Origin of the sequence: Vibrio diabolicus (assembly GCF_011801455.1) — a bacterium.
Lineage (GTDB): Bacteria > Pseudomonadota > Gammaproteobacteria > Enterobacterales > Vibrionaceae > Vibrio > Vibrio diabolicus.
Genome location: NZ_CP042452.1, coordinates 1,496,281 through 1,516,630 on the forward strand (window position 1 = coordinate 1,496,281; position 20,350 = coordinate 1,516,630).

The 20,350-nt window shown below is 45.9% G+C and carries 13 protein-coding genes; 2 read left to right on the forward strand and 11 right to left on the reverse strand.

Going from position 1 to position 20,350, the window contains the following annotated elements:
• Positions 1 to 2 precede the first annotated feature (2 nt).
• Positions 3 to 1,649 (forward strand): BatD family protein, encoded by a 1,647-nt coding sequence (locus FR741_RS21950; protein WP_167427713.1) that lies wholly within the window; start codon positions 3 to 5, stop codon positions 1,647 to 1,649.
• 116 nt (positions 1,650 to 1,765) lie between these two features.
• On the opposite strand, the gene FR741_RS21955 is transcribed toward FR741_RS21950, so the two are convergent.
• From FR741_RS21955 to FR741_RS21975, 5 genes are all read right to left on the reverse strand, one after another.
• Positions 1,766 to 3,889 (reverse strand): sensor domain-containing diguanylate cyclase, encoded by a 2,124-nt coding sequence (locus FR741_RS21955; protein ID WP_167427714.1) that lies wholly within the window; start codon positions 3,887 to 3,889, stop codon positions 1,766 to 1,768.
• A 327-nt stretch (positions 3,890 to 4,216) separates the two neighbouring features.
• Positions 4,217 to 4,966, reverse strand: a complete 750-nt coding sequence (gene pstB, locus FR741_RS21960) for a phosphate ABC transporter ATP-binding protein PstB (protein WP_005397884.1) — start codon at positions 4,964 to 4,966, stop codon at positions 4,217 to 4,219.
• A gap of 60 nt (positions 4,967 to 5,026) precedes the next feature.
• A complete protein-coding gene (gene pstA, locus FR741_RS21965) occupies positions 5,027 to 5,890 on the reverse strand; it encodes a phosphate ABC transporter permease PstA (protein ID WP_005397882.1) in 864 nt (287 codons plus the stop codon).
• Positions 5,891 to 5,912: 22 nt separating this feature from the next.
• Positions 5,913 to 6,845 carry a phosphate ABC transporter permease subunit PstC gene (gene pstC / locus FR741_RS21970; RefSeq protein WP_006741921.1) on the reverse strand — a complete coding sequence of 311 codons (933 nt, stop codon included), beginning with the start codon at positions 6,843 to 6,845 and terminating at the stop codon, positions 5,913 to 5,915.
• Between the two features lie 103 nt (positions 6,846 to 6,948).
• Positions 6,949 to 7,770, reverse strand: coding sequence for a phosphate ABC transporter substrate-binding protein (locus tag FR741_RS21975; RefSeq protein WP_005397879.1), 822 nt, complete (start codon positions 7,768 to 7,770; stop codon positions 6,949 to 6,951).
• Positions 7,771 to 8,098: 328 nt separating this feature from the next.
• Between FR741_RS21975 and FR741_RS21980 the strand changes: the two genes are divergently transcribed.
• Positions 8,099 to 9,742: a methyl-accepting chemotaxis protein gene (locus tag FR741_RS21980; RefSeq protein WP_167427715.1), complete on the forward strand. Its 1,644-nt coding sequence runs from the start codon at positions 8,099 to 8,101 to the stop codon at positions 9,740 to 9,742.
• Between the two features lie 109 nt (positions 9,743 to 9,851).
• On the opposite strand, the gene FR741_RS21985 is transcribed toward FR741_RS21980, so the two are convergent.
• The 6 genes from FR741_RS21985 to FR741_RS22010 all read right to left on the reverse strand — a co-directional run bounded on the left by FR741_RS21985 (position 9,852) and on the right by FR741_RS22010 (position 19,974).
• Positions 9,852 to 10,427 (reverse strand): Lcl C-terminal domain-containing protein, encoded by a 576-nt coding sequence (locus tag FR741_RS21985; protein ID WP_053808314.1) that lies wholly within the window; start codon positions 10,425 to 10,427, stop codon positions 9,852 to 9,854.
• 1 nt (position 10,428) lies between these two features.
• Positions 10,429 to 11,880, reverse strand: a complete 1,452-nt coding sequence (locus FR741_RS21990; protein WP_053808313.1) for an Lcl domain-containing protein — start codon at positions 11,878 to 11,880, stop codon at positions 10,429 to 10,431.
• 25 nt (positions 11,881 to 11,905) lie between these two features.
• A complete protein-coding gene (locus tag FR741_RS21995) occupies positions 11,906 to 14,155 on the reverse strand; it encodes a proprotein convertase P-domain-containing protein (RefSeq protein ID WP_167427716.1) in 2,250 nt (749 codons plus the stop codon).
• A 12-nt stretch (positions 14,156 to 14,167) separates the two neighbouring features.
• Positions 14,168 to 16,306 (reverse strand): TonB-dependent hemoglobin/transferrin/lactoferrin family receptor, encoded by a 2,139-nt coding sequence (locus tag FR741_RS22000; RefSeq protein ID WP_167427717.1) that lies wholly within the window; start codon positions 16,304 to 16,306, stop codon positions 14,168 to 14,170.
• Positions 16,307 to 18,304, reverse strand: coding sequence for a prolyl oligopeptidase family serine peptidase (locus tag FR741_RS22005; protein ID WP_167427718.1), 1,998 nt, complete (start codon positions 18,302 to 18,304; stop codon positions 16,307 to 16,309). It abuts the gene before it with no gap.
• 326 nt (positions 18,305 to 18,630) lie between these two features.
• Positions 18,631 to 19,974, reverse strand: coding sequence for a DEAD/DEAH box helicase (locus FR741_RS22010; RefSeq protein ID WP_047009779.1), 1,344 nt, complete (start codon positions 19,972 to 19,974; stop codon positions 18,631 to 18,633).
• Between the last annotated feature and the right edge of the window lie 376 nt (positions 19,975 to 20,350).

Sequence of the window (20,350 nt, forward strand, 5' to 3'; positions counted from 1 at the left end):
CCGTGATGAACAAAGGCGTACAACTGATCTTTATTCTTGTGGCCAGCCTATTATCCAGCTTCTCGGTGATGGCACAGACGCTTCAAGCAAGCGTCAATAAAACACAAGTTGCTAAGAATGAAGTGATCAACCTCAGAATCATGGCAGATACTGAGCTCAGCTCAGATGCAATTGACTTTAATGTACTTGAGAACGACTTTTTCTTGGGTCAACCTCGTTATGGGCGCTCCAGCAATAACATTAACGGAAGAAAATCTGTACGTACTGAGTGGAGTATCTCGATTGCGCCGATGAAAGAAGGTGTTCTGACTATTCCGAGTTTTTCCGCAGATGGTATGAGAACGGAGCCAATAAAGCTTCGCGTCACCGCAAGCCAAGCTGAACCCAATCTCGATGACCTATTTAGCTTTAATATCAGTGTCGACAACAGCACGCTGTACCCTCAGCAATCTGCGACATTACGTATGCAGCTTTTGATCAAAGCAGATACCCGCCGTCTTGATAACCCACAAATTGTGCCTCCACAGATTGAAGGCATGAAGCTTGAAGCTATTGGTGGCTTACAGCAAGGACAAAAGATCTTAAATGGATTAGAAGTAGCGGTCATTGAACAGTCGTTTCGCTTAACGGCGAATCAGCCGGGTACTTACACCTTGATAGGTCCTAGACTGACAGGCTCTTACATTTATGGCGACAGCTTGACGGGCTCTACCAAGATCATGCCAATCAACACCAAAGCTGAGCAAATGCCTATCGAGGTAAAATCAATCCCAAGTGAATTTGAAGGGGAATGGCTTCCAGCTTCAGCGTTAGAAATGACGCAGAGCTGGCAAGACGATCAAGGTAATCCACTGTCGGTTAATGCGCTCAACACTGTCAAACAGGGCTCTTCACTCACTCGAACCATTCAAATTAAAGCTCGCGGAACACAAGCCGAATACCTTCCACGAGTAAGTATTGATTATCCAAGTTCACTACGGGTCTACCCAGAACAGCCTCAATTCGACAGCGCGAGAGATGGCACCGTTATCATGACAGTGAAGCAAGTCATTATCCCCACTGAGGCTGGGTCATATACCTTGCCGGGATACCATTTGAACTGGTGGGACAGCCAAAATGATGAAGCGAAAAAAGCGACGTTACCAGAGCTACAATTAGAAATAGAGCAAAGTGACACCGGGCTTATCACATTGCCGGAATCGCCTCTGCCAACACCACCTGAGTCAGCCATCAGTCCCGAACCAAACGGTGGAGTGAGCAGTCTCTGGCAAACCCTGACCTTTGTTTTCGCTGGACTTTGGGTGGCGACGTTAGGAATCGCGATTTGGGCATGGAAGAAGCGTCCTATGACGGCGAGTAAAACGGTTTCGAATACCGAGCAACCTCTTTGCGTTGATGCGTTGAAAAAAGTCATCAATGAAGGGGACGCTGCTAAAATTGAACGCTCAGTAAACGAGTATCTAAACACTCACCGAGACAGGTTAAGCCCTGGTGATGCGCAAGCCGTAAAACAAGAACTTGACGCCATGAACCAAGCGCGTTTTAGTGCCAATCAACAATCTTGGCATCCAGACTCGCTACTGGCAAAAATTCAAAACCTTAGCAAAGCAAACGTAACGAAAACCGACCACCAGCTAGAAAAACTATAAAGCAAAATGGCAGCTCACGAGAGCTGCCATTTTTCTTGTGCGACCAAACTCACTTTAGCAGTTTTATCTAAAAATCAACCAAACTGTCTCAGTAACTTTGATGTTATGAGCATCACTTATTCAACAAAAGCTTGATGCTCTAACTCATATCGCCTTACGCAATTTCGACCATGACTCTTCGCTTGATAGAGTGCCTTATCCGACAACTGGTAAAGATGGTCGAAATTAAAGTCTTTACCTTTCGTTTTGTAACAAGAATAACCGACTGACACAGTGAGCAACTCACCTTCTGGGTTGTGTTGGTGTTTGATGCCTTCATCTTCAATGCATTGACGAATACGTTCCGCTCTCTGCTTTACCGCCTCTTGATCAGAGCCGATCATTAGTAACACAAACTCTTCTCCACCAATGCGACAGAAAACCTCGTCTTCACCTTTGGTATGATGATCCAAGATATGACCCACGCGCATTAGTACGATATCCCCTTCGAGATGGCCATAGTGATTGTTAAATAACCCAAAGTGATCAATATCAATCAGGATAAGACCAAAGGACATCGCTTCCTCACACTCTAGCGCGCAATATTTCTGCATCACATGTTCTAACATACGGCGATTGCCAAGACGTGTCAGAGGGTCAAGTTTAGAAAGTACCTCAAGCTGTCGGTTGGCTTCTTCCAACTCTTTGGTTCGGTTCTGTACTTCTAACTCCAGGTTTTCGTTTAATCCGCGAATCGCCTCTTGCGCTTGAGTGCGCTGCAAAACCTCCGCTAGACTGGAAGCGAACATACGAATCACTTCACGTAGCTGAGAAGTCAGCGGCGCGCGCGTCAATAAGTTATCAACGGCAATAAAAGCGATGGGCCCGCTGCTATTCGAAGTCAAAACCGTCATCGCAGCCCAGCCAAAGCCGACAATATTACAGTCATGATAAATAGGAACGGATTCCTCAAATGCAACTTCACTAGGTACGGCGCGAGCTAAATTGATCAACGAAAAGTCTTGTGTCTCACCAAAGAAATAAGACTCATCCACCACATTGCCTTGAATGTCAGTCCCCCAAGTACCTTGCATGTATGAGCAGTTTTCATCGGTCAAAAACACCGCCATCCGATCAATACCAAGATTTTTGATGGCAAAAGTGACGGCCGATTTACATACATCACTGACGGTTGTACAGCGTGATAGCTCAACCATGCTTGAATGCAACATACGCACGTTCTGCTCTTGGCGCTTTCGAATGTAAATTTGTGAGAAAAGGGAGCCAAACGAGTCCAACATCTGTTTTTGATATGCCGTTATCGGCTTGCGATGAATAAAGTTATCAAGCGCGAACCAACCAAATGGCTCATTGCCATCACGTAGAATCAACATCGCGTTCCACCCCTGCCCAACCACTTTACCTGCTGTGTATATCGGCGCATCTTCCACGATCACTAGGTTGTTCTCAAGGCTTGACAGCGCAGCGATGTACTCTTCGCTCAGTTGGTGTAAATCGTATTGTGTGTGGAACTCATCAATGGTGATGCCTGATTCATCCGTGCCGTATGTTCCACTGAAACTGCGCTTTTTCATATCTAGAAGCATCAGTGTGGAGCGATCAAACCCCAACCGTTGACGTAGCGCTTCGACGGCTTTGTAATACAAATCTTTTAAGGAATCAGGGTTGGAGATCTCGAGAGCAACTTGCTGAACTAACTTCATGTTCTCGATAAAGCGCTCACGTTGGTTAATTTCATCGACATATTGCGCTTCACGAATGTCTCTGTGTCTCATCTCTTGCGACGCATTTTTCTCGGCGCGAATGCACTGCCAACGCGCCGCTGCAAGCTGCATTGCATCATAGCTTTCTTCATAGATATTGTGTGCCGTGCGAGCATGAACAGATTGAATCAGTAGGTAGGTGCGTTTGATAGGCGTGTTATCGAGCATCATTATGTAACTATCTCCACCTAAATCTTGGGTGTGATTCCAGTTACAAGTATTGATCGCCAGAGGAATGATGCTTTCAGAAGTGTCAAACTGACTCGCCCACTCCCAGAAGCTGTCAGGATAGCTTTGGATTGGGTAAAGCTCCCCGCGAGAGAAACTCACAGAATAACGGGAGTTGATTGAAGGATCTTCAAAAATGGCTAAGGCTTGAGGGGAGAACAAACTCTCTAAATGATCAAATATCGCCTCCGCTAATAAGCGATGATCCCTCGTTGAAGACACTTTTCTTGTAAAACTTCTTAAACTCACCCTACCAACCTAATCTACTTTTTTATTCTCGATAAAAACTACTTAGGCCATCATATGCAATCAATACAATCAAATTTGAGCTGTTAAGTCATTCGCAAAATTATCAGACTTAGTTTCACATTCGAGAGCTCTTCAGCACTTTTATAACCGTATTTCACATAAGTTACATGTTCTATAAAAAGGGGGGATATTTGTGCTTCCTTGCAAGAATTATTGGTATAGGTTGGTGTTATAAATCTGCAGCTTGAAAAGAAAAAGGCCCCTCAAAAAGAGGGGCAAAGTTACCATCGCTTATAGTTATTTAGTTATGCTTGTAAATATGGCGAATTAACCGAAATCACCATTTACGTAGCCTTGAGTACGGTCATCTTGAGGGTTACTGAAGATCACTTGAGTATCGTTATGCTCAACCAGTTCACCCATTAGGAAGAACGCAGTACGGTCAGAGATACGACGCGCCTGTTGCATTGAGTGGGTCACGATAACGATGGTGTAGTTCTTCTTCAGCTCTTCCATCAACTCTTCGATTTTATGTGTCGCAATTGGGTCAAGTGCCGACGTTGGTTCATCCATCAGAATCACATCCGGCTCCATCGCGATCGTACGTGCGATACAAAGACGCTGTTGCTGACCACCCGATAGACCAAATGCGTGTGACTTCAGACGATCTTTCACTTCGTCCCAAAGTGCTGCACCGCGTAGTGAACGCTCTACCACTTCGTCAATGTGTTTCTTGTCTTTGATACCTTGAGCACGTAGGCCGTAAGCCACGTTTTCGTAGATGCTCATCGGGAATGGGTTTGGCTTCTGGAACACCATGCCAACCTTGATGCGAAGATCCGCGACATCAATGTTGCCGTAAATGTCTTCGCCGTCCATCGCCAATTTACCCGTGATTTTCACGCCTTCGATTAGGTCGTTCATGCGGTTCAAACAACGTAGAAGCGTTGATTTACCACAACCTGACGGGCCGATAAGTGCCGTTACTTGGCGAACTGGAATTGGTAGGTTGATCGATTTCAGTGCTTGGTTTTCACCGTAGAATAAGTCTAGGTTTTCAATATCAAATTTGTTCATTTTCTTAATCTCTTAAATCTTGAATTCGTGTCTTTTAACGTGCGTTCTTAATTAGTGTTGTTAGTAAGTTGCGGTGTTAAAACGTCTAGCAATCAGTTTCGTTACCATGTTGATCAGAAGAACAACCACGATAAGCACTGTTGCGGTACCGTAAGCCTGATTCCATTCTTCAACGGTAAACAGTTCGGTAGTCAGTTTGTATAGGTGAACGGTTAATGTACGACCGGAGTCCAACAGAGAATCTGGAATACGAGCAACCATGCCTGCTGTCAGAAATACAGGAGCAGACTCACCAATGACACGACCAATACTTAGAATGACCGAGGTTAAGATACCTGGCATTGCGCTCGGAAGAATCAAACGCCAGATAGTGTAAATTTTCGAAGCGCCAAGGCCGTATGAGCCTTCACGATACGTTTGAGGCACTGCCATTAGTGCTTCTTCCGTAGTACGGATGATCACTGGCAGAATAAGAATACTTAGAGTCAGTGCACCCGACAGAATCGAGAAGCCCAGGCCAAGAATTGCCACGAAGAACGTCATACCGAATAGACCGAAGATGATCGATGGGATACCCGCCAACGACTCAGTACAGAATCGGATAATTTTTACCAATCGGCTACCGACTTTCGCGTATTCGGTTAAGTAGATTGCCGTCATGATACCCAGTGGCGCCGCTACCGCGATGGATGCGATAACCATGTAGATGGTCGAGACGATCATCGGGAAGATACCGTGCTCTTCACCAGTACGTGTGTAGTTATCAGTAATGAAGTTCCAATCTACGTGTTGTAGACCATTTGATAGGATGTACCAGATAATCCAGAACAAAAAACCTACCGTTAGTGCTGCCGAAATCCAAACCAAAGCGTTAAAGACGTTATCTTTGAACTGGCGAGCTTGTTTTAGTTTTGCGCGATCCATAATAGTCACCTTTAACGAGCGATTACTTCGCTTTTTCTCGGTTTAGGTAAAGAAGTACAGCGTTCAACGACATGATGAAGACCAGAAGTACAACACCAGTGGCGTAAAGAGCGTTGGCGTGAATACCACTTGCGTAAGACATTTCAATCGCGATGTTTGCGGTTAGCGTACGTGCCGAATCTAGGATGCCTTCTGGCATAGCAGGTGCATTACCCATCACCATGATGATCGCCATTGTCTCACCTAGAGCACGGCCAATACCCAAAATCACACCCGTCATGATGCCTGAACGAGCCGCTGGAACGAGCAATTTGAAGATTGTGTATATTTTCGAAGCGCCAAGAGCCAAAGAGCCTTCTTTGTATGCGCGAGGCACAGCTCGAATAGACGTTTCAGATACCGTGATTACGGTCGGTAGAATCATCACACCAAGCACGATGATACCTGCCAAAATCGTGTTACCCGCAGGGACATTAAAGATGTTTTGAATCAGCGGTACGATGATGACCAAACCAAAGAAGCCATAAACCACAGACGGGATACCTGCCAAAAGCTCAACTGCAGGACGAATAATATCCGCAAGACGCTTTGGTGCGATTTCGGCAATAAAGATAGCCGTCAGCACACCAATTGGTACACCAACGATTACCGCACCTGCCGTCGATACAATAGATGCAACAATCATTGTCGCAACACCGTAAAGTGCAGGCGGCAGCCAGTTTTGTCCAAGAACGATGCCCGATACACCAGCTTCTTGGAATGCCGGGATACTTTCTCGAACAATAAAGTAAGCAATAACGGCTAATGAGACGATGCCGATAACGGCACTGGTTAGGAACAAGCCGTGGAAGATACGCTCTTTCCAGTCTACGCGACGTTTCTCGCGCAGGCCGGGCTTGCTGATAGCTTTAGCGTCAGTATTCATAAGCTTTTCACTATTTGTTGCGATGGTCATTTAAAAAATCTCACGGTTCTGGGCGTTTTGCCGGTGAACACTATGGATAGAAAAGGCTCAGCCCTAAATGGTGGGCTGAGCAAACTTAAGAGTCCCGATAAAATTAGTGAACTGAGATGTAACCGTTTTGGTCAACTAGCTTTTGCGCATCTTCAGTTAGCATCCAGTCTAGGAATTTTTGCGTTTCAGCTGATGGCTTGCCTTCTTTGTAAAGAACAAGGAATGGACGAGCTACTTTGTAAGAACCGTTTTTCACGTTAGCCACTGTTGCATCAACACCGTCGATTGCTAGAGCGTTAACTGTGTTGTCTACCGTACCTAGTGAAATGTAGCCGATTGCGTATGGGTTAGATGCAACCATTGTTTTGAGTGCGCCGTTACCGTTTGCAACTTGAGCACGTTGAGAGATAGCTGATACCTTCTTACCAGAAATCTTCATTTTAAGAGACATGATGTCTTCAAATGCGCCACGAGTACCTGAAGCCGTGTCACGAGTAATTGCTACGATTGGCTTGTCTGCACCACCGACTTCTTTCCAGTTTGATACTTCGCCTTTGTAGATTGCAGTCACTTGCTCTGCTGTTAGGCCAGGCAGTTTGTTTTGTGGGTTAACAACCACTGCGATACCATCACGAGCAACCACTTCTTCTATTAGTGTTGATTCTTTTTCAGAGTCTTTTAGATTACGAGAAGACATACCAAGGTCTGCTGAACCATTTTTTGCTGCTTTAACACCAGCTGAAGAACCAGGGCCTTGAACTTCGATAAATACGTTAGGGTTCTTCTTCATGTACGTTTCAGAGAAAACTTCCATCAGTGGAGTTACGCTGCTAGAACCCACTGCAGAGATAGTTTCTTTAGCAGAAACAGGAGTCACTGCCATTGCGCCTAGAAGTGCGATTGCACCGATTACTGTCTTTTTCATCACAATTTCCTTAAGTGGCTTTATTGCCGTTGTGTTTCACTTGAACGGTGCTCACTTTAGAATTTGAATATGACAGTTGTGTTTCACTTAGTTGAACCCTCTATGACACGTTGTCATTTCTGTATATTAATTCCGCGACTGATCCCTCTACCGTTTTTAGCTTAGCGCTTTTATAAATTGCCGCGCGTTCAAAATGATAACTCCATCGATTTTGGTACATTTCATAACAATTGGATATGAGTAAGTCATTGATTTGACGAGTATGGCAATTAAAATCGAAATGCTTATTTATAAAAAAGATAATAATAAAACCGATAGAGGGTCAATCATGCGTCAATTTCTTAGTACGCTTTCTATTAAACTTCAGGTCTTTTTACCTGTTCTATTCACCGTTGTATTACTCATCATTGGATTGAGCGTCGGAATCGGCAAGCTCGACCAAGCATTCAATAAGGTTTCCACTTCCACCAACAAGCTGATCATTCATAAAGAGGAACTCAGCGCCATCGTAGACAACACCTACGCTATGCGCATCAAAGCCATTTACAGTCTATTTAGAGCCGAAGATGTCCAATCTCTCAACCAAGAACTGTCTGAACGACAAAACAAAAACCGCGATTTTCTGAATTCCATCGATAGCCTCTCAGGCGTTCAAACCGAAGTGAATGCAATGCGCAAAGCCATGGAACACTATGTTGATTTCACGCGCGTCACCATGACACCTCTGCTCACCACCAAGCACTCTTCTGGCTACACCACATCCGATTTCAATCAAAAGTACGAATCTGCGATGGCAGAATACCGATTGGCTGGCGAAGCGATGATCAACGCCATCGACAACCTGTCTAAGCAATTGAATCAAATCGTCACCGATGAAGTCGAAACGAATGGCGAACAGCATTCAACCACGCTCACTTACAGCGCGGTCACGCTTGCAGTTATCTTGAGTGCCGCTTCGCTTATTAGTTGGATACTAGCCAGCTATATCGTTGCACCGATTCGTAACCTTCAAGGAACCATGCAAGAAGTCGCGAAGGGAAATCTATTGGTTAAAGCCGAAGCCATCGGAAAAAACGAAGTGTCGCAACTGGCTCAGGATGTAAACCAAACCATCGACAAACTGCGTGAAACCGTGAGTGCATTAGTTCGAATTAGTGAAGATGTGGCATCAGCATCGACCGAGTTAGCGACTGTTATGACTCAAAGCAGCGTTAACTCAGATCAAGAAAAGCAAGAAGTTGAGCAAGTGGCTTCGGCAATCAACCAACTAGAATCGACTGCAGCTGAAGTGTCGACCAATGCACAAGAAGCCGATAGCGCATCAAATCAAGCACGCATGCTTACCTCACAAAGTCTGAGCATGTTTGAGGAAAGCACTCGCGCAAGCGAAAAAATGGCAGAACAACTCAACGAAGCCGCAGCCGTCGTGACATCGCTGAAAGATCAATCAGAACACATTGGTCGCGTGATCGAAGTGATTGAAGGCATTTCTGAGCAAACCAATTTGCTTGCACTGAATGCAGCGATCGAGGCTGCACGAGCGGGCGAAAGTGGCCGAGGCTTTGCGGTAGTCGCCGATGAAGTACGTATGTTAGCGGCGCGAACTCAGGAATCGACGAAAGAGATCCAAACCATCATCGAAGAGCTTCAGCAGCAATCTGGTCACGCGAATGAAAGCATGCACTCTAGCTTAGCCATGTTGTCAGACAACCAAGCTCTGGCACAAGAAGTTAGCCAATCACTTGCTAATATCAGTAATGCTATCGCCGCTCTGAACTCAATCAACACGCAAGTGGCGACCGCATCAGAAGAGCAGAAACAGGTCACGGCCGATATCAACAACAACTTAACGAACATCTATGAACTAGTGAGCCAGAACGTGACTGGCATTACGCAGTCCGCCTCTGCCGCTCAAGAGCTTTCAGGCTTAGCGGAAAACCAAAAGCACCAACTTAAGCAGTTCCAAGTTTAAACATTCTGCTCAACACGATAAGTGCCAAAGGTTAGAAAAGAAAAAAGCTCCGCACTGGCGGAGCTTTTTATAAAGGCAAAGCTATCAATCTTTATTAACGTAATAAGTATTATTCATCTGTCACTAACAAGAGAGAGCTTTTGAAACTTGAGTCTAATGGATCTCTATTGAAAACCTCACCATTAGTCGTATCAAGAGTAGCAACATGCTTACCATCACCATTAGGTGTGTTACTCCAAATATTACGTCCTAAAATATCGTCCTTGTCTGTCAGTGTATAACCGCTCGCAAAGCCTGTACCATTCATCGCTGGGCTATAGCAAGCTTGCTCCGTTAACGATACCAACTCTTTAATGTTTGCTAGTCGCCAATTCTTTTTGCCAGCAAAGTTGTGTAGAGGGTGGTTACCGGACGGATTACGAATTTGTTGGGCCGTAGACAGCGCGAATTGCCATGACATCGTAGCTCGCGTTCCGGTGCATTCTTCGTTTGCTGCATTCCATGTCATACCGACTGGACAGCGCATCCATGTAAGACCTGTTTTTAAGTCAGTTACAGTTCCCTTATCTGAATAAGTGTAACGTGTATTAGGTGCTGTTTTAGCAAACTCAGTCGAACACTCTTGTGCTGCCATTGCTACTTGAGAAGCCAACACAAGAGATAGCGCGGTCATTAGTTTCTTCATCTTATTGTCCCTTAACTGCTACTAGACGGATTGGGAATTGGTAGGAATCATAGGCATCTTCACTTGTACTGCTTGAGCGAATCTCAACGAATGAAGTGGCCCCTCTATCTGCGCCCCGAGAGACAATTGCGGGGAAATAAATCTCACCATCCATGAGCTGTGATGATGTTTCCGTAAACCTAAAACCATCATGCCAAAACGCACCTTTTTCTAAATAAGGGCTGCCTAAAGTTTGCTGTGGGAAGTATTTGACATTAAAACCATACACATTGTTCGGTTCATATTCTGTGCTCGGCGCAAATAGTGTCTTTTCACCGAAATCTAGTAAGTCATAAGTTTCACGGTAAGTAGGCAGGCGCCAACCAGTGATTCCACATAACGATTGTTTGTTTATGTACTCAACGTATTGGCTCGTAGTACAAATTTCATCGCCCACCTCTTTACAGCCCGCAAGATCTACATCTTTGCTAAATGGCTTAAATGTTTCAGACTCAAACGCAAATAGGCGGTCTTTAAATTGAATAGAGCTCGCATCCGCACTCTTGTTTTCCCAAACAAGACCAGTACGCTCATCCAAAGTGCAAGCCCACTCAGTGGCATCTGCAGCTAAAGCAGCGCCTTGTGAATCTAGCTTAACGAACTTAAAGCCCGCGCCTGTCGACGTTTGCTTGTCCTGTTTGTCGAAGCCGTATTCCGCATCTTGACCAGGGTAAGAAGCTTGAACCTCTGCAACGTCTGCAGCGCCATCAGCAAAGTGAAGAATGGCACCCGTATCGTTACTACCAACCGTTTGTTCAGCAACCGCTGCAATTTCTTCAGCAAATGCACTCACTTCCGCTTCAGACAAAAGATCAGAGGCTAGCGATTTACCTTGGAAGCTAAGACTTTGAGCAAGCAGCGCTACGCCTTTGGTCATTTGTTGTGGTTGCATCGCAGCTAATAGCGCAACCGTGTTTTGCTCTAGCTTGTCTAGCTCGCTGGCTTCTGCGTTAGACATCACCGAACCATTCAGCGAAACGCCTACACTAGCCAGTTGCGCTTTAACAATCTCTTCAGCTTGAGCAACGGTTTTACCGTCAATCACAAGACCTGCGAGCAATGTTGTTACACCATTTACTGTGTTACCCGTGGCTAAGTTTTGGCCTGGAGCCGCAAGACGCAACGTTTGGTTTGAGCCTTGATCAACTTGAGCAAGAATCGTGCTAGTCAAAATGTTCTTGTCGCTTGACGTCAGGGAGAACTTACCAGCATTATCCGTTTTAGCACTCGGTTCAGTAGTATCACAAACGTAGTTCTGGTTTAAATCGATACATACTGGCGTATCAAGAAGTGTACCTGCAGAAACGATGGTGCCAGCTACATTATAGGTCGGTGTTGACGTGTCACCACCAGAACCACCGCCACAACCAGCTAGGGCTAGTGACATAGCAACGAAAGAATATTGAAACTTCATAAATTTTGTCTTCTTTAGATTTTAATTAACGAGAACGAATCACTCTCACCATTGAAAGCAGGAAAAGTCCTACCAAGGTCCAAAGCGAACCACTGCCACCTGAACCACCACTGCTTTCTTTAGTGGTATCAGCACTACACTGATACTGAGCAAAGTGACTAACACCCCACTCTTTCAACACCCCAGAGTTCCCTGACACGCGGTCAGATACTTCGAGACGCCAAGTACCCCAACTCGGTTGACCGACAAGTGCTTGTAACTCCTCGTCATACTGAGCGGTGAAGTAACCTTTAAATCCATTGGTATTGCTTGATTGATGGCTAAGTAGCACAACCGATTTACCTTGTGGAGACACAAGCGTCACTTGCAGATCCTGCAGTGAGTCATGTTCGATGTTCAGGTAAACCGCAAACGAATCATCAATCGTGCGTGACTTGTCCGATAGCGTCTGAGAGAACAATCTGTCACCCTGCTCCGGCAAAGCGGAGTTCACTGGTTGAGGCTGGATATCGAGCTCTGGCGTACCATTAACCAGCATCACCTTTTCGCTCCACTGGTGAGCCTTTAAACCTTTAGCAAATTGGTAATCCAATAAAATAGAGGAATCGAATTGCGTGCCACATGTCAGACCGCTTGGTAACGCCACCTTCATTGAGGTCGAGTCAGAAAGCGTTTCATCAAAGTCGAAAACGGATGCGTTATTTAGCTGCCATTGCCCTTTGATGCTCGCTTCGCGGCCAGTTTGGCTCAGGCTCACTCCCACGTCTTGACCTTGTGCGATGTATCGAGCGTCATAGCGAACGCGAAAAGGCGCTTTAAGCAAGTTGTGTTTGTTGAAGCTGTCCGTCAGGAACTGGGCATAGTCTTTATTTGGGAACAAAGTGCTTGCGGCAAACACGGTGGACTCTGCCAAATCATGCATTTTTACACCACGACCAATACCGTACATGCCTTCAAGAACAATGGCGTCAAACTCGCGGAACACGCTATCGGTATCATCACCATATCGTTCAACCGACGCTTTAAGTGCTTGGAACAGTGGCGTTGACCACAGCTCATCGCCTAGTTCACCGCCCACACTAACGTGCGCTGGATACTCTGAGCTCTCGAAGTAACGCGCTCTTTGGTTCCATAAGCTACGAGTTGTTTTGCGTGTTCCGAACATACCGTCCCAGTTGAACACGGTATCAATCTCAAATTCCTGACCACGGCGAGCTGCGTCTAAATACTGTGTTCGGTAGCTCGCGCTGCCCGCCCAGTAATCACCAACACCTTCTCCAATCGCGCCAGTATGTCCATACGCCCAATCAGGAACGATTTGATAGTGAATACCGTGTCCTAGCTCGTGCAAAATCACATCTGCATCTGCAGCATCTGGAGATACTCCGCCAACGCCTAACATCAGCGCACGCGAACCTGTGTAGTAAGAAGAGTTGTCGAGCGCTAAACCACGCCCATCAAAACGAAGCGGCTCTTCAAATAAGTCATAGCTCAAGCTCGATAAGTACTGCAGTGAGCTATCAAGATGGTAAAACGCCATCAACTGCAAAAAGGCATTGTCGCCAAGTTGAGCGCTTTGCATCGCTTTTACATCCGCAAAAGATTGAACCCCCTCAGGCGGCAAAATACTGCTTGTATCACGCACAGACTCCGCACCTACCGCAGGTGAAGACAGTAATGCAAGTGCATCCACCTGTTTAACGCGCTCGTTAGCTAGGTAGAACTTGCCACCGGACTGCAAAACTTGAATCTGCTTCTCAACATATTGAAGTGGCTGCGGATAATCCTCTAACGAATTCCACGCAGAATCAGGCGCAGCTTGTTGTTGCATTGTACGTAAATCAGGATCAAAGAGTGAGACGGGAACGGTCACTAACTCACCAGAGCTCAATGCTGGCGGCTCAGTCACTTCCAATCGAACAGGCAGCTCCAGTTCTCCGGCTGGCATCGCCTCACCATTACGAATCACCGTATCTTCAAGGCTTTTGAAAATACGCTCAACTTGGCTGTCTTGGTTAGTCGACAGCACAATGGTGCGTTGCGGTTGATACTGCCCATCGACCCACACATCAAAGTTGTAATGATCTCCGAGCTGAGAACGAGTTTGATAGCGAAACTTAAGTTCGCCAGCGCTAGCGTAATTCGCTTGTAAATAGCGCAGCGCTTCAGCTTGGTTCGTAACCGTAATGGCAGCGCTAGGGTAATCCCACTCGGCAGCGTTCGTCACTTGAACGCCTGCTAACGTAAGAGAAAGCGCCAAAAGTTTGAGTTTCATGCAGGGCTCCTACTAAAAGATGTACTTCGCGTTAACCGTAAAGTAACGACCTGGTTCCGTTGAGTAGCGTTTGCTCTCATCTGCTATGCCAGCAACGTCTTGGTAGCGAATGTATTCTTTGTCGAACAGGTTGATGATGGTCGCACTCAAACGAAAATCTTTGGTGATTTGGTAACTTGCCCCCAAATCGAGCGTGTTCCATGCCTCTGTTTGTGCGCATTCGGTTTTTTGTCCAAGTGACGTTTGGCAACTCGGCACACGCTCCATCGAACCAGCCCAGTTCCACGTCGCGAACGCATTAAAGTCTTGCTGCTGATAGTTCAGCCCAACATTGCCCTCGAAAGGTGTGATGCTACGAACGTACTCGCCTTCGGCGTCCTTTCCGTCCACATAACCAAGCTTGGTACTTAGCTTCCAAGACGAAGTGAAAGCGTACGCGGCAGAAAGCTCGGCGCCGTAGGTCTCAACGCCGTGTAAGTTTTGGTATTGCTTGATGTAGTTACCGAAGTTATCTTGCCCTGTGGTAACAACATCGATGAAGTTTTGGAACTTGTTGTAAAACGCAGAAACGTAAAGTTGCGCGTGCCCATTATCGAATTTGTTACCGATTTCAAAGGAGTCCGAAGTTTCAGCCTCTAGGTCCATGTTCGGTGCAATGACAAACGGCGTTAGCGGCACAAAGTCATGGTTTACGAAGCCATACGCTTTGTCGTATTCCGGAGCACGATAGCCGTGGTTATAAGATACATAAGCGATGTTATTGGCAAACACTTCACGAGAAATCGATAGGCTTGGAGATACCTCTGAGCTATCCATGTCTTTTAATGGGAAGCCGCCCACTTCACCCTCACCGTCCGGTGTTAGACGATGCGCATCAAAGCGCAGGCCGCCTGTAATGGTCCATTTATCCAGCTCCACCATGTCTCGAACGTACAGACCAATGTTATAAGCGCGAGCAGGAGCGAAAGGTTGTTTGGTCGAAGGCGTTACCCCGTTCCAATCAATCTTGGAATCGCTATCTGTGCGTTCATAATAGTCAGTAGAAAGCTCGATACCGTAAGCCAATTGGTGCTCAGCATTTGCAGCATAAATCGTATTGGTGAAATCACCACGGAAGCCAATTGTTTCGTCAATGAAGGTTTTGTGTTCTAGCTCGCGACGTCTAACAGTCAAACCATTGTGGTCAACTTGTCTCATTAAACGATTCGTGTCTTCCACCACTTCGGTGTGGCGCCAGTAGACCTTTGTATCTAACTCTTCGAACCAAGTTGGATTAATCGGTGTAACCTCTGCACCAATATAAGCGCTGTACTCTTTTGTCGATTCATCTTCTGCGAAGTCTTCGATATGCCATTTGCCATCCTTCTGTATAGATGGCGAACCTTCCAGGCGTTGTTGGTCTTGCCGATAAAGTTCGGCACGCGCTTTGACCATCACTTCATCATTGAAAAAATGATTGATGGCGTATGACGCGCTGTAACCATCCAAATCGCGGTTGTACAAATCTTGGCTGAAGTTACGCGTCTCTTCACCTTGCCAATACGCCGCGTTGACTAAGCTTTCCGTGTCGCCAGAACGAAATGCCAGATTGCTCGCGCCTTTGTATTTATTGCTGATCCCCGTGTACGTGCCCGTGGCATCAACATAAAAGTCACGATCTTTTAAAAACTCGCCCGGCTGTTTGGATTTTAGAATCACAGCGCCACCGATAGCACCAGAACCTAAGACTGAGGAGCTCGCCCCTTTCACTACTTCTAATGATTCCAAATTAGAAAGATCAAACGTATCGCGGCCCACTTTGTCATTGCTGTCATTCGCACCAAAACCGTCTGCTGAGCGAATACCGTCACGAATGATCATAATGCGGTTACCCGTCATGCCTCGAATCGTGATGTTTTGTGGACGACCAGCGCCACCCGACACACTTACCCCAGGTTCGTGACGCAGCGCATCATAAAGCTCTGTTTCGCCCTTTTGTTCAATCTCTTCGCTGGTGACAACTGCGACGCTGCCTGCTAGTTCAGACATTGGTTGTTCAATCCGATTCGCCGTCACCACGACCTCTTCCATAGAGAAAACGTCAGATTTGGCGTGCACTTGGCTGGCAGCTAGTACCGAAAGTACTGCCGCTGACACTGGGGTAAGCTTCATTTACTGCTCCGCTTTAGATGTTTTAATTAGTGATAAAAGAAAGGCGTATTCTTTTGCTTGTTGTTCTTGCGCTTGTCGTGGGTCCATTTGGTGGCCCGAATTAAAATCGGTCTGCAACAAGTACGGCCCGTCGCGCTCACTTAGCGCGGAAACCTTGGCGAGATACTTGGCACCTTCCCAGTAAGGCACGCGCTGATCGATCAAACCGACTTGAACCAGCATGGGTGGGTAAGCGTCTTTATGAATGTTGAGAATTGGATCGTACGCTTTCATTAGCGCCAGTTGCTCAGATTTGGTTGGGTTACCCCATTCGCCATACTGCTGTGTGGTCAGCGGAAGTGAGGTGTCCGACATACTTGCTACCACATCAACAAAAGGTACTTTAAGCACGACACCTGAAAACAATTTAGGGTCTTGATTAACCGCTCCCGCGACCAACGTGCCACCAGCACTTGAACCGATGGCAAAAATCTCTCTATTGCCGCGTTCAAACGTTTGCATCGCCTTAGCGGCCGCGACAAAATCACCAATAGAATTGGCTTTGCGCACACCACGGCCCTGCTCGTGCCACTCATCGCCAAAGTACCCACCGCCGCGAACATGGGCGATAGCGTAAATCACGCCTTGGTCGAGCAAGCTTATGACTTGAGGCATAAAGTACGGTTTCATCGTAAAACCATATGCGCCATAGCCGTAAATCATCACAGGTGATTGCGCGTGTAATTTGTCTTTGCGATACGCTAAAGAGACCGGGACAGAAACACCATCGTGCTTGATAAAAATGCGTTGGGAGACATAACGTTGACTATCAAAATCTTGGTAAGCATCTTGAGAATACAAGGTTTTAGTCAGCGTTTTTACATCGAACTCTTCCCACTGAGGAGGCGTAGTCATCGACATGCTTCGTATACGAATCTTGTTTGATTCAAAATCGCCCAACGTGCTCAACCAAGCGACATTGCCATCCTGTTCCAATGGCAGTATCACTTTTTCCTGACCTTGGTATGAATACACCGTCAATGTCGCTACGTTGTTCGGCTTACTGAGTGCCACAACTCCTGCATCATAAAGGTAGAACTGGTCAAGCGGTTCACGAAGGGTAGTAAAGCGTTGCCATGTTGCGCTAAGAGGTGCTAGATCGGTTTGATAAAGTGCAAATGTACCTTCAAGATTGCTGTTGACGTAAACGCGCCCTTTCGCCACATCCGCGTAATATTCCACGCCCGCTTCCGGCACTCTCAGTGAATCGCTTACGGTGCCCGTTTCTAGATCAACAAGCTTCTGCTCTGTGGTTGACTCGTTATTGCTTTGCAGTACCACGTAACGGCTATCTGCCGCACGGTAGAAAGAAAGTAACCAATCTGATTTGTATTCGTGCCATACAACGGTTTTAGCCAAAGATTCAGTGGAGATGCGTAGGATCTGATGAGGTCGCTGTGTACGCATTTCCTTCGAAACGAGGTAAGCCATCTTACCATCAGGTGAAAGCAATACACCGTTATCGACGTGCGTTGCCAGCTCCGTAGATTGGCCAGAGAGTAAATCAACAACCACGGCGCGATATTGCTCACTGCCATCAATATCTTCAGTAAAAAGCAACGTGTCTCCGCTTACTTGCCACTGCCCTACTTGATAATACGGATATGCAGATTGACGTTCAGAGAAATCAAATACTGTGTTCTCTTGTGCATACTGGTTCGAACGTGATAGCAACACATAACCACCGTCACGACGCGTTAACGTCCATTCGCGTCCATTTACGATCGACCATGGTTTATCACCTTTATCTGCCACCATGGCTTCCCACTGCGCGAGCAGATCTTGCGTCAACGTCTGATATTTTTTTTGATGCTGTTCAGTCTTACGGTTCTGCTCTGTTAGGTAGGTAAGAACTCGCTCATCTTTACGAGCGTCATCTCGCAACCAATTAAAGTCATTAACGGCAAAGCAAGAACTAGAGGTAATTATGAGCCCTAAAAAAACATGAGTAAATTTCATATAGAGAGCGAATTCATTTATAGGATTAATACAATGGCGCGTATTTTGCCCTTAAATAAAAATGAGATCAATTATCATTTTCATAATCATGTGAAATTTTTATCTAGTATGTGAGGAAAAACGTTTGCTTGGACCGAGGTGATAAAACTTAATATCTCTCTAAATTAGCGATCTATGCTGTTTATATAAAACCAGATAAATATAAAAGCCTAGCAAACACGTTAGTATAGAAAGACATCATTTCGCCTGGAGATAAGCATAAAAAAACCCGAGTGCGAACACTCGGGTTTTGAAAAACTAAAATCAGTTGAAAACTGGAGCGACTTTTACTCTTCAGAGTTTGGTGCCGCTGGCTTTTTCTTCGGGATGAACACATCATCACCCACTGATACGTTTTTGTAGAAACTCTTGTCACGTTTAACAGGTTTCTTAGCCGACTTCTTCGCTTGAGGGCGTGATTTCTTCGCTGTCGCTTTCTTGTTACGGAAATCTGGCTTAGGTGGCTTCAGGCCTTTGAACTTACCTTTCAGATCTTCGAATACTGAAAACTCAAGATCTTGTTGTAGGTAAGCTTCTACACGTTTAAAGCTATCCCAGTCTTTTGGACCAACAAGAGAAATCGCATCACCCTTGTTACCAGCACGGCCCGTACGGCCAACACGGTGTACATATTCTTCAGTATGCTTTGGCATATCGAAGTTAATGACGTGTGTCACTGTCGCAATATCCAAACCACGAGAAGCAACATCTGTTGTCACTAGGATCTTGAATACCGCTCGCTCAAACTGGCTCATGATCGTATTGCGTTGAGTCTGGTTCAAGTTACCACTCAATGCAACGGCCTTCAGTTTCTTCTCGTTTAGCTTCGCTGTTAGGCGCTCAGTATCATCGCGCGTCGCCGTAAAGATGATAACTTGGCGATATTCTGCTTCTGAAAGTACGCGATCTAGAATCGCCTCTTTATGATCAAGATGATCACACAGGTAGAATTTTTGCGTGATATCTTTGTGTTCTTCGTTAGAAACACCGATAGCAATACGTTTCGGAGCATTAAGCATTTCAGCCGCAATGTCATTTACGTCGGCGTGATCCAACGTTGCAGAGAACATTAATGTTTGACGGCGACGATGCTTAGCTGCTTTATGGATACGACGAAGCTCTGGTGCAAAGCCCAAATCCAGCATACGGTCTGCTTCATCAAGGATCAGCGTTTCCAAACCTTCAAGGTAAAGCGAGCGGTGCTCTAAGTGGTCAGCCAGACGTCCTGGTGTCGCCACGATGAATTTCGGGTAACGGCGCAGTGCTTTCACTTGATCATTAAAGTTCTCACCACCCAAAATCAATGCAGCTTCATAAGATAGGCCAGCAAGCATAGAGCGAAGCTCACCATACACTTGTTTCGCTAGCTCACGAGTGGGAGCAAGAATAACTGCGCGAGGGTCTTTGGCAGAAAACGATTTTGTCTTTAAAGACTTGTGAAGCATTGGTAATACAAACGCCAAAGTCTTGCCCGAACCCGTTTTCGAAGATGCCAATAAATCCTTGCCTGCAATCGCAACAGGAATAGCCTGCTTTTGAATGTCAGTTGGTTTTTTAAAATCGTAGTGTTTTAGGTTCTTCAACAATCGGTTGTCTAGGCCTAGATCTTTAAATTGCAAAGTATTCTCCAATAAATCAGTCAGCGTCTGAGCGCTCTGTAATGTCGTTTCCGCTCTAACGCAGCAAAAAAATAAAGCTCGGTATAATACCGCAAATCATAGGAGTATAGATAGAGATCACACAAACTAATTCCCACGGATGAAAACAAAACATCATTTGCGGCTCAATTAAGAACAAACCCTCGCTTTATTGGTCAGCTGCTTGGCTTAAGATTTAGAGAAAAGCGAGCTCAAGGTGCGCCTCTCGTTCTCCAATAAAACTGCGTAAATAGCAGTTATTTGCGCCGAGAAACTTTCATTTGTGTCAATATCGTCTAAATTATTGATATCAGGAACGTGGCAAAAACACCTGCTATGAGAACTGTTGTGGGAATAAGGGAGATGATAA